This is a genomic window from Hymenobacter negativus (genome assembly GCF_017571495.1).
GTDB lineage: Bacteria > Bacteroidota > Bacteroidia > Cytophagales > Hymenobacteraceae > Hymenobacter > Hymenobacter negativus.
On record NZ_JAGETZ010000001.1, the window covers coordinates 436062 to 450714 of the forward strand.

Below are 14653 nucleotides of genomic sequence, written 5' to 3' on the forward strand. Positions count from 1 at the left end.
CTCCGCCGTCGCAACTTTACTTCAAATGAAAGAAACAATCTACACTTCGCAGTCGCCCTTGCACATGCCACGCGCGTTTTTGCGCGAGGTGCGGGCCGATTTGGGAGTGGTGTACCGCATTGGCTGGCAGCTGTTCGTGCGCAACCTGAAGGTGCAGGTGCGCCAAAGCCTGCTGGGCTACGCTTGGCTGCTACTGCCGCCCCTGGTAACTGGGCTGGTATGGGTGCTGCTGGGCCGCACCCGGGTGCTGAACGTGGAATCGGATAGCGTGCCCTACCCGGCCTTCGTGCTGGCGGGCGTGTTTTTGTGGCAAGGCTTCGTAGAGGCGCTGGGCTGCCCCCTGCAACAGCTCACCAACGCCAAAGCCACCCTAGCAAAAGTCCGAGTGCCCCACGAGGCCTTCGTGACGGCCGGCGCGGCTGTAGTGGTCTTCAACAGCCTGCTACGGCTGGGCGTGCTGCTGGGCCTCATGCTCTGGTTTGGGGTGCCGCTAACGGGCACGTTGGCCCTGGTGCCGCTGGGCCTGGCTGCGCTGCTGCTGCTGGGCCTGGCCCTGGGCTGGCTGCTGGCGCTGCTGGGCCTTTTGTACGCCGACGTGGCCCAGGCCCTGCCCGTAGTCCTCAACCTGTGGTTCCTGATTACGCCCGTGGTGTACTTGCCGCCCGCGGCTTTTGCCAAGTGGTTTAACCTAAACCCGGTGACGCCCCTGCTCAGCACCACCCGCAACTGGCTGCTGGCCGGCCCGGTGGCTCCGGCTTCCGGCTTTGGGCTGGTGGCGGGGCTTGGCGGTATTTTCTTTTTACTCACCTGGCTGGCCTACCGACTGGCCCAGCCCCACCTCGTCGCCCGCCTCTGATGCTCCATCTTTTTCGTCCGCTGCTGGCCCGATACGCCCCCGCTTCACTCAAGCGGCTGGCGCGGCGCGGGCAGCAACAGCTACGCTACCTGCGCCACGGCCGGCCCGCCCCGCCCTGCCTGTTCGTATTTGGCGGCCGCTCGGCCACCTGGCCCGAACTGGGCCGTGAGCTGTACGCCCGCGACCCGGTTTTCCGGGCCACCGTCGATGCCTGTGAGCTTTTCACCACCCAGGAGCTCCAAGGGCCTTCGCTATTGGCGCATTTTACCGGCGAAGCAGGGCCGGATTTTTTCAGCGACGAGCCGCGCCTCATGCACAGCATCGTGGTGCTGCAATTGGCCCTGGCCGATATGTGGCGGGCGCGGGGCGTACAACCCGATGCCGCGCTGGGCATTAGTGTGGGAGAAATTGCCACCGTGTACGCCTGTGGAGGCCTTAGCCTAAATGATGCCCTGCGGGTGAGTGCGTCTTGCTACGCCATCGGCCAGCTCACCACGCCCAGCCACGGGGTGCTGCTGGTGCCCGGCAGCGAGGACGCGCTGGTGGCGCTACTCCCTGGCAGCCCGGTGGAGCTGTCGCTTATACTGGTGCGCGCGGAGGCCAGTACCCTGCTGCTCTGCCCCTTCGACGAGCTGGCACAGGGCCAGGCCTACCTGGCGGCCCACGGCCTGTCCAGCCAGGTGCTGGGCCACACCCCCATCCCCCCTTATCATGTGCCCCTGCCGGCGCACCGAGCCGCCAGGCGCCGGCCCCTGGCTGGGCTGCAGCCGTTGCCCCTGGCTCGGCCCTGCTATCTGGCTACGCGTGGGCACCGGGTGGAGGCTGGCACCGTGCTGGGTCCCGAATACTGGCTGGCGGTGTTCGAGTGCGCGGCGCAGTTCCACGGTGCCCTGTCCAGCGCCCTGGCCGACGGCTACCGGCTGCTGCTGCCGCTGGGCAACTACCCGTTTCCATTTGTTAAAAGCGAGCATCTTTCGGCCCTCTTGGGGTCGGCGCAGCTACTGCCCGCCCTGCAAGCCGGCAAGTCTGAATGGGCTGTGGTGGAAGAAAATTTCGCCTACCTGCAGCGCCAACGTGTGGTAGGGCTGCCCGCGGCACCCCGCCAGGAGTTGGCCTTCCCCGAATTTTCGGCGCGACTCCGGCTGTCGGCCCCCGGCCTTACCCACGACCCCTACCCTAGCTTTGCCTACCTGCGGCGGCAGGGCCCGCTGCATTTCCTGGCCGCCGAGAACGGCTGGCTGGTGCTCGATGCCGACCTCATCAACGAGGTGCTGCGTGAACCCCTGGTGTATTCCAGCAGCCCCAATGCCCCCGTCGATACCCAACTGGTGGGCGCCGACCCGCCCCTGCACACCGAAACCCGGGCCCTGTTACAGCCCTACTTTTCGCCTAAAAAGCTCGGGGCGCTGGGCGAGTTTGCCAGCGCCGGCATGGCCGAACTGGGCACTACGCTGCTGGCCCGGGGCGCGTTCGACTTCGTGCACGACTTCGCCCTGCCCCTGACCCAGGAAGTAAGCGGCGAGCTGCTGGGCCTCACGCTGGCCGAGCGCCAGCAGCTGAGCAGCCGCTTGCCCAGCCAGCTATACCAGTTCGAGTACTTCAACGTGCTACAGGCGTTTTTTCAGGAGTACTTTGAGCAGCGGCAAACGCCGGCCGAGCCGGTGCTGCTCGACCACCTGCTGGCCCACTGGCAGGCGGGGCAGTTTTCACTCGCCGAAGCGGTTGACCTGGCCAAAATTCTCTGGCTGGCTGGCCTTACCACCACCAGCATGCTGATGAGCAGCGCCGCCTATCACCTGCTGGTGCGGCCCGAGGTAGCCGGGCAACTACGGGCCGACCCTGCGCTGGTGCCGGCCTTCGTGGAGGAAATGCTGCGCCTGGAATCACCCTTGCACACCTTTCCGCGGCGCACCACCCAGCCGGTGGTGTTGGGCGGACAGGCCCTGCCCGCCGATGCCCTGATTATTTGCGGCGTAGCGGCGGCCAACCGCGACCCCGTGCGTTTTCCCGAGCCCGATTTACTGGACCTGCAGCGCAAACCGGCGCGTCATTTATCGTTCGGGGGCGGCATCCATGCCTGCATGGGCGCGCACCTGGCCCGGCTTGAAACCCGGCTGATGGTGGAATGGCTATTGGCCCAGGGCCCGGGCCTGCGGCTGGCCAACCCCAACGTCCTGCCCGACTACCTGCCGTCGCAAAACCTGCGGGTGCTGCACAAGCTGCCGCTGCTGGCTTCGCCCGTTCCTGCGTCCTATGTCTGACACTGCTCCTGTGGTTACGGTGCGTAACCTGTCCAAGAAATTCTGTACTCAACTGCGCACCTCGCTCTGGTACGGGCTGCGCGACATTGCCGCCGAAGCCTGGCCGGGCGCCGCACCCGCGCCGGCGCTACGCCGGGCCGAGTTTTGGAGCTTGCACGACCTCTCGTTTGAGCTGCGCCAAGGCGAGGCGCTGGCCATTATTGGGGACAACGGGGCCGGCAAGAGCACCCTGCTCAAGCTGCTCAACGGCCTCATCAAGCCCGATGCCGGCTCCATCCGGCTGCGGGGCCGGGTGGGGGCCCTCATCGAGTTGGGCGCGGGCCTCGACCCAGTGCTAACCGGCCGCGAAAACATCTTTCTACGGGCTGCGCTGTTGGGCGTGGGCCGGGCCGAGGTGCTGCCACTGCTGCCCACTATTATCGATTTTACGGGCCTGGACGCGGCCATTGAGATGCCGGTGCAGTTTTACAGCTCGGGCATGGTGGCGCGCCTGGCCTACGCCGTGGCCGCCCACCTGCACCCCGACGTGCTGCTCGTAGACGAAGTGCTGGCCGTGGGCGACACCGATTTTCAGCGCAAGTGCATCCACCACATGCTGGGCTATTTGGCGGCGGGCGGTTCGCTCATTCTGGTGTCGCACCAGCCCTACCACATCCAGGCCGTGTGCCAGCGCGGCCTGGTGCTGGAGAAGGGTCGGCTGGCTTTTGCAGGCACCACTACGGAGGCGCTGGACTATTATTTCTCCCACCAAGCCGGAGCGGGCGCCGCGTCGGAACTGCCGGACCGGACCATGCCCGCCCTGAGCGAGGCGCGCCCCGTGGTTATCGAACACCTGGCGCTGATGGGCCCCGGCCCGGTTGTGCAGTCCGGCGATGATGTGCTGGTTACCCTCACTTACCAGGCCTTGCGGCCGGTGCCCGGTGCGGTATGGGGCTTTCTTATTTATACCGGCGACGGCAGCACCTGCATCACGGCCGCCTACCCGCCGGAGCCCGTGGTGCTGGCGGCCGGGCGGAACCAACTAATCTGCCGCCTGCGCGGCCTGCCCCTTACAGCCGGCAACTACCTGGTGAAAGCAGCAATTGCCGATTTCGAGCACCGGCACGCCATCGCCCTCTGGGGCTGGGAAGACGCACCCGGCCGACTGCACGTAGAGGACGCCGTTAGCGCCACAAAAAACAGTCATAAGATTCTCCAGCAACTCGTCACGGTCGAAGTAGAATGGAACTAGCCGCCGCCCAAGCCCGGCCGATGGAAGCATCGGAGTTGGCCGAAGCCATTGCCCGGGGCCTCGACTACCTGCACCAGCACCAGTACCCCAACGGGGAGTTTTGCAGCTACTTCGCCCCCGATGCGGCCATGCAGGAATGGTGCGTGCCCGACAGTTGCATATTCCCCACGGCGCTTATTGCCGGCAGCCTGCTTTTTCTGGCCGAACACCCGCCAGCCGATGAAATACTGACGCGCACGACCGGCTTTTTGCAGTATCAGATGAACCGCGGGGGGCTGTGGCACCACTTCACTGGGCTGCACCCCCTGCGGGGCCCGCTGCCGCTTGATATGGATGACACCGCCTGCGTGTCGGCACTGCTGCGAGCTCGGGGGATAGCCTGCCCCATGCCCACCAACGTGCCGCTGCTGCTAGCCAACCGCAACCGGCAGGGCCTATTCTACACCTGGTTTGTGGCGCGGGGCTGGTATGCCAACCGCACCCACTGGCGCATCACGCTTCCCCGGCTGGCCCACCCGCTGCGCAACCTAGTGCTCTGGCGCAGCGTCGAGGCCACGCCGGGCGATGTCGACCCCGTGGTCAATGCCAATGCGCTCTACTACCTCGGCGACCTGCCCGAAACGCAGCCCGTCATTGCCTGGCTGCTGCGCCTCATTGCCGAAAACCAGGAGGCCGGGTGCGATAAGTGGTACCCCGACGCGCACGTGGTCTACTACTTCATTTCCCGCAACTTCTTCCGTGGCATCACCCAGTTGGAGCCCGCCCGGCAGCCCGTCATCGACCGGATTGTGGCCGCCGCCCGGCCCGACGGCCGCCTGGGCGACACCGTGCTCGACACCGCCCTGGCTGTCTGCACGCTGCTCAATTGGGGTGCCTGGCCGTCAGAGCTGCGGCCGGCGGTGCAGTTTCTGCTCGGCGCCCAGCTACCGCACGGCGAATGGCCGCGCTGGCTGGTGTACTACGGGGGGTCCAAAAAGCTGGTCGGCTGGGGCTCCGAGGAAATGACCACGGCCTTTTGCCTCGAAGCCCTGGCCCGCTACCAAGCCATCATTAGCTAGATTGCCATGACCTTACCACGTTCTCAGCCAACTGTTGCCCCGCCTTCCATCGACCTGCGTCAGCACAACGAGAAAATCGACGTGCTGCGCGGGGTGGCCATTCTGTTGGTTTTCAGTGGCCACTCCCTGATAGCCATCTTTGGGGACTACGACTTTATCGATTTCAGTCCGTCCGGGCTTTGGATAGATTTTAGCCGGTTTGCGCCGGGCAGGGTGGTGCTCACGATGACGCCCTGGGCCATGGGCGCGCATGGCGTGACGCTGTTTCTGGTTATTTCCGGCTTCCTCATTCACTGGGGCTTTCTGAAAAGCGGCGCTGCTTTTCGGCTCAGTGAGTTCTTCAATAAGCGTTTCTGGCGCATCTACCCGCCCTACCTAGTGGCACTGGCCGTGTTCGGCCTCAGCCTGGGCACGGGCGGCGCGTTCAGCCTGCTCACCCATCTCACGCTTACCCATAACCTCTTCGAGCGCTCCTATACCACCATCAATCCGTCGTTCTGGTCTCTGGGCCTGGAAATGCAGTTTTACCTGCTCTACCCGGTCTTGTTGCTGCTGCGCCGCTGGCTGGGCATAGGGCAGGCCACGCTGGCGGTGGCGGGGTGCGCAGTCCTCACGCTGGCGCTGCTGTTGATTTTCGGCGTGCGCTCCTCCACTCCGTGGATTTCCCCGCCCGCCCTCTGGCTAAACTGGGTGATTGGGGCCTGGCTTGGCGAACGATTTTTTCTGGGCCAGCGCGTTTTCAAACGCGGCCCCGGCTACCTGGTGGGCTTCTACGTGCTGCTCACCCTCTCGAAGTTGACGCTGATTTACTTGGTACTGGGACGCTTGCTGTTCAGTTTGTTTTTCGTGTGCCTGATGGACTGGTACTTGCACCAGAAGGCCCCGGTCACGTCGGCACTAGGCCGAGGGCTGAAGAGGCTCACGGCGCGGGTGGGCCTGTATAGCTACAGCATCTACCTGTTTCACCATCCCTTTTTGTACCGGGTCATTACCTTCTTCAGCTTTGGGCAGCAGAACAAACTGGTGCTGGGCCTGGCCGTGGTGCTGGCCTTCGGCCTCATGTTCGGCATCGCCCACTTCACTTACCACTGGCTGGAACTGCCGGCCATTCGCTGGGGCAAGGCGCTGTATGCCCGGTGGCGGCCACCCGTCCGAGTGGGCATCCCTCCGCTCACTACCTGAGTTGCTCAGCGTTTCTCATCCCGCGGTGGCTGCCTTCCGGGCAGGGGCATTGCGGCTTAAACCAACCTTTTGGCCGTGCTTTCGTTAGAGGCAGCTCAACTGTTGCTCTTACCAGCGCAGTGACTTTCTTCCACCAAACCACATTGGTACTATGAAAAAGCAGCCCTTCCTTCTTGCCTTGTTGTTCGTCGCGTGCGGCTACTCCGCTAATGCGCAGACCAGCACCACCACGACGACGACCAAGCAAACAACGGTAACCCCGGCTCCGGCTATCGACCCGACCGCGACGCCTCCTTCAACGACCACCACGGAGTCGACCACCACGACCAGTGAGCCTTCCACCACCGTCACCCAAACCGCTCCTACCACGGTAGTACCGTCGGACACGAAAGTGAAGGACAAGCGCAATAAGACCAAGATTAAGCCCAAAGACTAAGGCCGGTTATTTCCCGCCACTTTCTTCAGCCCGGCCGCAAGTAGTTGCGGCCGGGCTTTTTGTTGGCCCGACGCCGCTAGCGCCGCACAAAAAGCAACCCCGAAGCCCCCAACAAGCAGGCCGCTGGGCGTGCGGCACTGAGTTGCTCTCGCTTTTTGAGCCAGCTCAAAATCCAGAAGCAAAGCCGCAGTTAATTTTGCTCTCGCTTTTTAGGGAGGCGCAAAAAGCGAGAGCAACTCAGGCCTACGATGCGGCGCGCCTTTTCATCGGTGCCTGCCCTTCCTTCCCATGCACCACCCTAAAAACTACTCTACCTTATTTCCCCGCGAATGCGTGGTCCAGTACCGACGCCGCCAGAACCGGTACCAATGCTTATTTGCCGGGTAATGGCGCGTCGTGGTAATGTTGTTGAAGATGACAGCGACCAGCAGCAGAATCAGGGCACCCGTCAGCACAGGCGCCAGCAGGTACCAGTAGCCAAGCGCCTTCAGCTGGGGCGAACCGATGACGGCAATAAGGGCCGTAGCCCCGCCGGGGGGATGCAGCGTTTTAGTAACCTGCATGCCCACAATGGAAAGCGAAACTGCCAACGCCGACGCCAGCCACAGCTCCTGCGGAAACAGCCGATGCACCGTGACGCCAATGAACGCGCTGAGCAGGTGCCCGCCCAGCAAGTTGCGAGGCTGCGCCAACGGGCTATTAATAACTCCATAAATAAGCACCGAAGACGCCCCGAACGAGCCAATGAGCAGCGGCGCATCGGCCACCGCCAGCCACCGCTGGTTGAGCCAGCCAATGAGCCCGATGCCCACAAAAGCACCCAGGAAGGTCCAGAAATGCTCTTTGTAGTCGAATAAGGTTTCGCGGTAAACAATCACCCGGATGCGCCGGGCCTGGCGTCGTAGTCTGGTTCGCATGGTTGGTTTCGGGAGCCGGGAAATCCACCCCTGGCTCACGTTGAAGCGGCAAAAATAGCCATGCACCAAGCGCGACGGGCCGCCGCTAGCCCGCTACGGCCGCCGCAAACGTAGGAATTTCGGCCAGCCGCTGGTTGGTCCGCTTCTCAAAATCGACCCGCCAGCAGTAGTGCACCAGGCCGTTGGTGAGCAGCAGCAGCGGGGCCCCGATGGTCTGGTTATAGGTGGTGGCCTGCCGGGCGACTTCCTGCGTGATGGCCACGCTGGGAGCCTTGCACTCGACCAGCAGCAGGGGCTGGCCTTCCGGGTTGAGAGCCAGCAGGTCGGTGCGCTTCCGGCGCTGGTTGTAGCGCAGGCCGCGCTCCAGGGCTAGTAGGCCGCGTGGGTAGCCGAGGTCGTTTATCAAATAGTGAACGACGTGCTGGCGTACCCATTCCTCGGGCGTGAGCACGACGTGCTTACGGCGAAGAATATCCCAGATGAGGGGCTGATTTGTGGCCGATTGCGTAAGTTTGGCCTCGAAAGGCGGCAGGTCCAGGGCTTGCATCACCTCCAAAGGTAGGGGTCTGGTATCGAGTGACTGAGCAACTGAGTGGCTAAGTGACGCCGAAACGCATACCCTTTTCTCACTCCCTCACTTAGCCATTCAGCCACTCAACCACCTTTATGAAGACCAAAGAAGAAATTGTTAATAACTGGCTGCCACGCTACACCGGCGTGCCCCTGAACGAGTTTGGGCAGTACATCCTGCTCACCAACTTCAGCAACTACGTGTACATGTTTGCTGAGCAGTTTGGGGCTGAAGTGCGTGGCCTCGACAAACCCATGCAGACGGCCACGGCCAACGGCATCACCATCATCAACTTCGGCATGGGCTCGCCAATGGCCGCTACGGTGATGGATTTGCTCTCGGCCATTAAGCCCAAGGCGGCGCTGTTTCTGGGCAAGTGCGGCGGCCTAAAAAAGACCAAGCTCGGTGATTTGGTGCTGCCCATCGCGGCCATTCGCGGCGATGGTACTTCGGATGACTACCTGCCCAAGGAAATCCCGGCCCTGCCCTCCTTCCGCCTGCAGCGCGCCGTTTCGTCGATGATTAAGAAGCACGAGCTGGACTACTACACCGGCACGGTATACACCACCAACCGCCGCGTGTGGGAGCACGATGCCGAGTTCAAAGACTACCTGCGCCGGGTGCGCGCCCTGGCCGTGGACATGGAAACGGCCACCATTTTCGTGTGCGGCTTCATGAACGACATCCCTCACGGCGCCCTGCTGCTGGTGAGCGACAACCCGATGACGCCCGAAGGCGTGAAAACCTCGGAATCGGACTCGAAAGTGACCACCAACTTCGTGAAGCAACACCTGCAAATCGGCATCGAGTCGCTGCAGGAGCTACAATTCTCGGGCGAGTCGGTGAAGCACATGCGCTTCGAGTAAAACCGCAGGCATACCCCCTTTTCACTGACTGCAACCGACACGGCCTCATGCGGACATCTACGGATTATTGTTTTCGATTAGTAAGCATCGCCACTGCATCTGTCTTGCTATTCAGCCTTGCCGGCTGTGACCGCGTGAAGCATAAAGCCAAGGAAACCCTGCGCGAAACCAGCGAAACCGTGGGGCAGTCGGCCACTGTAGTAGCCGATGGCTTGGCCACCGGGGCCCAGCGAGCGGCGGCCCAGACGAGCCTCAGCGCGGCGCTACAGGCGCGGGGGCTGCGCCTGGGCAAGTCCTTTGTGGCCAGCGACGACAGTGCGCGTGCTGGCCGGCCGCAATTGTTGCTATATGTCATTTTTGAACGCGCTTTCCAGGATACCGTGCGCGTGCGCCTGCTTGACAACCAGGGCACCGAGTACGGCCGCAGCCGCCTGCTGCTTCAGGGCAAAGCCGACGACGCCCGGCCATTTCCCGTGCGCTTCGAGCCGCACCTGCACTTCGAGCTGGGCACGCAGGTAGTGGTTGAGTAAGTCGCCGGCCGCTGGTTACCAGATGGAACGTCATGCTGCGCGGCGCGGGGCATGGCGTTCTTTTATTTTACTTCTTTTCCCTTTCATCGTGCGCCTTACTTCTTTTCTAAATGGCCGGTTCGCCGCTCCCCTCCTGGCCCTCGCGCTCCTGAGCGGCTGCGGGGCCAAGCGCGAAGCCGTGGATTTGCTGGTGACCAATGCCACCGTTTATACCGTCGATTCCACGTTTTCCAAGGCCGAATCTTTTGCGGTGAAGGATGGAAAGTTCGTGGCCGTGGGCCCGGCAGCTGAGCTAAAGGCGAAGTACCAGGCGGCGCGGGAAGTGGACGCGGGTGGGAAGTTTATCTACCCCGGCTTCTACGACGCGCACTGCCACTTCTACCGCTACTCGCTGGGCTTGAGCTACGCCAACCTAGTAGGTACCACTTCCTGGGAAGACGTCTTGCAGAAGCTCCGGCAGCATCGCCAGCAGCAGCCGCAAGCGGCCTGGCTGCTGGGCCGCGGCTGGGACCAAAACGACTGGCCCGACAAGCAATTTCCGACCAAAGACAAGCTCGACCAGTTATTTCCCGACGTCCCGGTGGCGCTGATTCGGGTTGATGGCCACGCCGCGCTGGTCAACCAGAAGGCCCTGGACCTGGCCGGCGTCACGGCCCGTACGCCCATCAGCGGCGGCACCATCACGCGCGACGCGCAGGGCCGCCTCACCGGCCTCCTCGTTGACAATGCCCAGGGCCTGGTGGGGAAGAACATTGCCGAACCATCGCAGGCTGAAGCCACGCAGCTGTTGATGCAGGGCCAGCAGAACTGCCTGGCGGTGGGCCTGACCAGCCTCGCCGACGCCGGCCTCGACAAGCCCGACATCGACCAGATGGCGGCCCTGCAACAACAAGGCAAGCTCAAGCTGCGCCTCTACGCCATGCTCACCCCGACGGCCGAAAACCGTGCCTACTACCTCAAAAACGGCCCCATCCTGACCGACCAGCTCACCGTCAGCTCCTTCAAAGTGTATGCCGACGGCGCGCTGGGCTCGCGTGGGGCCTGCCTGGTGCAGCCGTATGCCGACCGGCCGAAGGAAACTGGTTTCCTGCTTTCCACTGAAAAGGAATACTGCGCTCTGGCGAAAGAACTGGCCGCCTCGAAGTTCCAGATGAACACCCACGCCATCGGCGACTCGGCCAATCGCATCATCCTCAACATCTACGGCGAGGCGCTGAAGGGGCAAAAGGACCGGCGCTGGCGCATCGAGCACGCCCAGGTCATCACCCCGGCCGACATGCCCAAGTTCAGGCAGTTCGGCATCGTGCCCTCGGTGCAGCCCACCCACGCTACTTCCGATATGTACTGGGCCGGCGAGCGGCTGGGTGCCGCCCGTCTCAAAACGGCCTATGCCTACGCCGAATTGCTGAAGCAGTATGGCCAGCTGGCCCTGGGCTCCGACTTCCCCGTGGAGGACATCAACCCGCTATTCGGCTTCCACTCGGCCGTGGCCCGGCAGGATGCCAAGAACTTCCCCGCCACCGGCTTCCAGATGGAAAACGCCATCAGCCGCCCCGACGCCCTGCGCGGCATGACCACCTGGGCCGCCCACGCCGGTTTCGAGGAGAAGCGCAAAGGCCAAATCAAGCCCGGCATGCTGGCCGATTTCGTGGTGCTGGATACTGATTTGCTGACCGCCCCAAAGGAGAAGCTGCGCGGCGCACAGGTGCTGCAAACCTGGATTGGAGGCGAACAAGTGTTTAATCGGAAGTAATAGCAATAGCAAAAAAGAGCGTCATGCTTCGCTCAGCATGACGCTCTTGCGTTTACTCCTATCAACCGCCCTATTTCTCGTCGGCGCTGGGGCCGTAGAGGCCGGGCACGGGAATATCGAGCAGGCGCAGGTACACCGTGAGCTGGCCGCGGTGATGGATGCTGTGGTTCAGGCCCATAATGCGGATGGCAGTGGCTTTGGGGTAGTCAAATACCACGTGCTCGCCGCGGTGAAGCTTGAAGTTTTGGGCCAGCTTGTCGTCGTCGCTCTGCTGCAGTTCCTGCTTCAGGGTGGCGCTGTAGTCGTCGAAGCGGGCCAGCAGCTCTTCGAGGCTGGTGGGCGTGGGGCCGGGCTTGGGGGCGTTGGGGTCAAGGAAATCGCGGGAATCGTGGGTGACGAACAGGGTTTTGAACGCCAGCAGGTTTACCATGTGGGTAGCCAGCTGCCAGAGCGACATGCTCTTGGGGTGCGGCTTGTAGTCGGCCTGCTCGTAGGGCACGCGTTCGAGGATACGGCGGGTTTGAACCAGCTCGTGGTTGAGCTCGGCCAGGATGTTCTTCTGGATGGAAGAGGTGTACATGCGGGGAAGGGTAAGGAGTGGGGCGGCCGGGGCCCAGTGGCTGTCAGTTGCACCAGTGCCAAGACCGCCCCAAAGCTACTTATTTTACCGTGGCAGGCGTGCTGGCTACCGCCGACGCAGGCGGCGGCCCCGGAAACGTAGCTGGAGCCGTAGGCGAGTCTTCGCGCAGTTTCTTACCACGCAACTGTAGCAGGAAAATCAAGCCCAGGATGAAGAACACAATCAGGGCCAAGATGCTGTAGCGCATCGAACCCATAACCTGATTGATGATGCCGAAGGTAGCCGTGCCAATGACGATGCTCAGTTTCTCCGTCACATCGAAGAAGCTGAAAAAGGCGGCGGAATTGGGAGTATTCTCGGGAATGATTTTCGAGTAAGTCGAGCGGCTTAGGCTCTGGATGGCCCCCATAGTGAGACCGATGACACCTGCCAGCACAAAGAAGCTCCAACCGGCCTGCACGAAATAGCCAGCGATGCAAATCAGCATCCAGATGAACACCGACCAGCTCAGGGCTCGCGTGTTGCCGATGCGTTCAGAGAGCTTAGCAAACAGGTAAGCACCTGCGATGGCCACTACTTGCAGCAGCAAAATGGTGATGATGAGTTGGTCCTCGGGCAAATGCAGTTCGTCAGTTCCGAAGAGCGTAGCCACGTACATCACCGTTTGCACCCCCATGTTATAAGTAAAGTAGGCCAACAGGAATTTCTTCACGTTGGGTAGTTGCTCCAACTGTTTCCATACCTTGGCCAGTTCGCGGAAGCCGTTGAGTAGCCAGCCCCCCTCGGCTGCGGGCGCATCGGCTGGGCGCCCCTGGTCAGGTGGCAGCGTCGCGAAAGGAATCTGGGCAAAGCCAGCCCACCAAAGTCCGGTAAGCAGGAAGGATATCTTCGCTGCTTTGATGCCGTCGATGCCGACTTTATCATGAAACTGATTGATGACAAGGCAAACCACAAGTAGAATCACCGAGCCGATGTACCCCATCGAGAAGCCCTTGGCCGAAAGCGAATCGAATTTTTCTTCCGAGCTTATTTCCGGCAGATAGGAATTGTAGAATACGATACTACCAGAAAAACCTATGGTAGCGGCAATAAATATGAACGTAGACAACGTGAGCGTATCAGTGTCGAAGAAATACAGGCCAGCGCACGAAATGGCCCCGATGTAGCAGAACACCTGCAAAAACAGCTTCTTCCGCCCTGAGAAGTCGGCCAACGACGTCAAGAATGGGCTGACTAAGGCAATAAGCAGGAAGGAAGCCGAAATGGCGTATTGGTTGAGCGAAGTGCCCGGCACCTTCATTCCGAGAAAGTTGACAAGGCTTTGTCCGTTATCGGAATGGGTGAGGCGTTTAATAACGCTGGACCAGTAGATGGGGAAGATGCTGCTCGTAATCACCAGCGGGTACACGGAGTTGGCCCAGTCGTAGAAGGTCCAGCCGGTGGTGATGCGCTTGTTGTCTTTCTCGATGCCGGGAGTGGCAGCGGGCGTGGGAGTCGAAGTGGGGGCCATAAGGGCGGCGGGGGTTAGAGGATTGCGCCGGGGAAGGTAACGGGTTTTTACGGATGGGGTTGGGGCAGGCGTGGGTTACTGTTGCGGTAGGTGCGGGAAGTTGGCCCGCACCATGCCGGCGAACTCGGCAGCATCGAAAGCCGCTTCCCGCCATAGTCGGGTCGCTTCGGCGGCAGCTTGCTTGCCTTCAGCAATGGTAAGATTGAGTTCTTGCAAGAACTCATCTTCTCGCGGGTCAAGCGGCAAGGTGAACTTGAAAGCGCCTACCATGCGCGCATACTGCAACCCCTTTAAGTGGTCGACCCGACTTTTTATCAGTTCCGGCCGGTCCAGACCATAACCTTTGATACTGGCCTTACCTCTGTCGTCGAGGTCTTTAATAGCATCTTTGACGAATGTCAGGTGGTGCTGGGGAGCATCCAATGCGGGGTTGAGCAAAAGCGGCTTCTCCTGGCTGATGTCATCGTGATGGGTTTTGGCCCGTGCCGCAGCGTGGTTGGCTAACGGGAAATAATTGCCCTTATAGTCTTGATTGCAAATCTGGCACGAGAAGAACAAGTTATTCCAGTCATAAGCCAGCCAGTAATAGCCCGGCTTGTGCAGTGGGCCTTCCCATTCTTGCTGGTAACCGGCTTTGGGCCGAAAGTGCTCCACATCGCCGTAGCTGGTGGCGGTGAACAATGATTCGCAGTAGCAGCACTTATCGTGTTGGTCGGCCCGCAGTTGGGTCTTCACGCCGGTGTCGTTGTAAATGCCATCGCGTGAATGCAGAATCGTGTTATCGGGAACTTCGCAGGCGGCGGGGTCGGCGGTGTGCAGGGCCTCCAGCTGCTGGCGGTGGCGGGTGCCGCGCGTGGGCAAAGGCGCTGGAATGGGGCGGCTTTTGGCAATCTGAATCATGG

14 protein-coding genes are annotated in these 14653 nt (G+C 61.7%); 9 read left to right on the forward strand and 5 right to left on the reverse strand.

Annotated elements, in window-relative coordinates:
• Window positions 1-25 precede the first annotated feature (25 nt).
• The 6 genes from J4E00_RS01880 (at window position 26) to J4E00_RS01905 (ending at window position 7024) form a co-directional block, all read left to right on the forward strand.
• Entirely contained in the window at window positions 26-856 is an 831-nt protein-coding gene (locus tag J4E00_RS01880) for an ABC transporter permease (protein ID WP_208173309.1), read from the forward strand.
• Entirely contained in the window at window positions 856-3117 is a 2262-nt protein-coding gene (locus J4E00_RS01885) for a cytochrome P450 (protein ID WP_208173310.1), read from the forward strand. Before J4E00_RS01880 ends, J4E00_RS01885 begins: the two co-directional genes overlap by 1 nt.
• The gene (locus J4E00_RS01890; protein ID WP_208173311.1) at window positions 3110-4348 is read left to right on the forward strand and encodes an ABC transporter ATP-binding protein; all 1239 of its coding nucleotides are present in this window, start codon (window positions 3110-3112) and stop codon (window positions 4346-4348) included. Before J4E00_RS01885 ends, J4E00_RS01890 begins: the two co-directional genes overlap by 8 nt.
• Complete coding sequence (locus J4E00_RS01895; RefSeq protein ID WP_208173312.1) at window positions 4339-5406, forward strand: hypothetical protein; 1068 nt, start codon at window positions 4339-4341, stop codon at window positions 5404-5406. Before J4E00_RS01890 ends, J4E00_RS01895 begins: the two co-directional genes overlap by 10 nt.
• A 6-nt stretch (window positions 5407-5412) precedes the next feature.
• Entirely contained in the window at window positions 5413-6588 is a 1176-nt protein-coding gene (locus tag J4E00_RS01900; protein WP_208173313.1) for an acyltransferase family protein, read from the forward strand.
• A 151-nt stretch (window positions 6589-6739) separates the two neighbouring features.
• Entirely contained in the window at window positions 6740-7024 is a 285-nt protein-coding gene (locus tag J4E00_RS01905) for a hypothetical protein (RefSeq protein WP_208173314.1), read from the forward strand.
• Between the two features lie 305 nt (window positions 7025-7329).
• Here the strand turns inward: J4E00_RS01905 and J4E00_RS01910 are convergent, their stop codons facing one another.
• Both J4E00_RS01910 and J4E00_RS01915 read right to left on the reverse strand, forming a co-directional pair.
• On the reverse strand, window positions 7330-7941 hold the full coding sequence (locus J4E00_RS01910; RefSeq protein WP_208173315.1) for an HPP family protein: 612 nt from the start codon (window positions 7939-7941) through the stop codon (window positions 7330-7332).
• An 85-nt stretch (window positions 7942-8026) separates the two neighbouring features.
• Window positions 8027-8488 carry a type I restriction enzyme HsdR N-terminal domain-containing protein gene (locus tag J4E00_RS01915; RefSeq protein ID WP_208173316.1) on the reverse strand — a complete coding sequence of 154 codons (462 nt, stop codon included), beginning with the start codon at window positions 8486-8488 and terminating at the stop codon, window positions 8027-8029.
• 119 nt (window positions 8489-8607) lie between these two features.
• On the opposite strand from J4E00_RS01915, the gene J4E00_RS01920 reads away from it, so the two are divergent.
• From J4E00_RS01920 to J4E00_RS01930, 3 genes are all read left to right on the forward strand, one after another.
• The gene (locus J4E00_RS01920) at window positions 8608-9378 is read left to right on the forward strand and encodes an AMP nucleosidase (protein WP_208173317.1); all 771 of its coding nucleotides are present in this window, start codon (window positions 8608-8610) and stop codon (window positions 9376-9378) included.
• Between the two features lie 134 nt (window positions 9379-9512).
• Window positions 9513-9908 carry a hypothetical protein gene (locus J4E00_RS01925; protein ID WP_208173318.1) on the forward strand — a complete coding sequence of 132 codons (396 nt, stop codon included), beginning with the start codon at window positions 9513-9515 and terminating at the stop codon, window positions 9906-9908.
• Between the two features lie 88 nt (window positions 9909-9996).
• Window positions 9997-11661 (forward strand): amidohydrolase, encoded by a 1665-nt coding sequence (locus J4E00_RS01930; protein ID WP_317196581.1) that lies wholly within the window; start codon window positions 9997-9999, stop codon window positions 11659-11661.
• Between the two features lie 70 nt (window positions 11662-11731).
• On the opposite strand, the gene J4E00_RS01935 is transcribed toward J4E00_RS01930, so the two are convergent.
• The 3 genes from J4E00_RS01935 to J4E00_RS01945 form a co-directional block, all read right to left on the reverse strand.
• A complete protein-coding gene (locus J4E00_RS01935; RefSeq protein ID WP_208173320.1) occupies window positions 11732-12241 on the reverse strand; it encodes a DinB family protein in 510 nt (169 codons plus the stop codon).
• Between the two features lie 79 nt (window positions 12242-12320).
• Window positions 12321-13751 (reverse strand): MFS transporter, encoded by a 1431-nt coding sequence (locus tag J4E00_RS01940; protein ID WP_208173321.1) that lies wholly within the window; start codon window positions 13749-13751, stop codon window positions 12321-12323.
• Between the two features lie 75 nt (window positions 13752-13826).
• Window positions 13827-14651 (reverse strand): hypothetical protein, encoded by an 825-nt coding sequence (locus J4E00_RS01945; protein ID WP_208173322.1) that lies wholly within the window; start codon window positions 14649-14651, stop codon window positions 13827-13829.
• Window positions 14652-14653 lie beyond the last annotated feature (2 nt).

Excerpts from the sequence above, each read along its gene's own strand:
- J4E00_RS01890 (WP_208173311.1), top strand. The coding sequence starts at position 3,110 with ATGTCTGACACTGCTCCTGTGGTTACGGTGCGTAACCTGTCCAAGAAA.
- J4E00_RS01885 (WP_208173310.1), top strand. The coding sequence starts at position 856 with ATGCTCCATCTTTTTCGTCCGCTGCTGGCCCGATACGCCCCCGCTTCA.
- J4E00_RS01910 (WP_208173315.1), bottom strand. The coding sequence starts at position 7,941 with ATGCGAACCAGACTACGACGCCAGGCCCGGCGCATCCGGGTGATTGTT.
- J4E00_RS01940 (WP_208173321.1), bottom strand. The coding sequence starts at position 13,751 with ATGGCCCCCACTTCGACTCCCACGCCCGCTGCCACTCCCGGCATCGAG.
- J4E00_RS01880 (WP_208173309.1), top strand. The coding sequence starts at position 26 with ATGAAAGAAACAATCTACACTTCGCAGTCGCCCTTGCACATGCCACGC.
- J4E00_RS01915 (WP_208173316.1), bottom strand. The coding sequence starts at position 8,488 with ATGCAAGCCCTGGACCTGCCGCCTTTCGAGGCCAAACTTACGCAATCG.
- J4E00_RS01900 (WP_208173313.1), top strand. The coding sequence starts at position 5,413 with ATGACCTTACCACGTTCTCAGCCAACTGTTGCCCCGCCTTCCATCGAC.
- J4E00_RS01935 (WP_208173320.1), bottom strand. The coding sequence starts at position 12,241 with ATGTACACCTCTTCCATCCAGAAGAACATCCTGGCCGAGCTCAACCAC.
- J4E00_RS01895 (WP_208173312.1), top strand. The coding sequence starts at position 4,339 with ATGGAACTAGCCGCCGCCCAAGCCCGGCCGATGGAAGCATCGGAGTTG.
- J4E00_RS01945 (WP_208173322.1), bottom strand. The coding sequence starts at position 14,651 with ATGATTCAGATTGCCAAAAGCCGCCCCATTCCAGCGCCTTTGCCCACG.
- J4E00_RS01905 (WP_208173314.1), top strand. The coding sequence starts at position 6,740 with ATGAAAAAGCAGCCCTTCCTTCTTGCCTTGTTGTTCGTCGCGTGCGGC.
- J4E00_RS01920 (WP_208173317.1), top strand. The coding sequence starts at position 8,608 with ATGAAGACCAAAGAAGAAATTGTTAATAACTGGCTGCCACGCTACACC.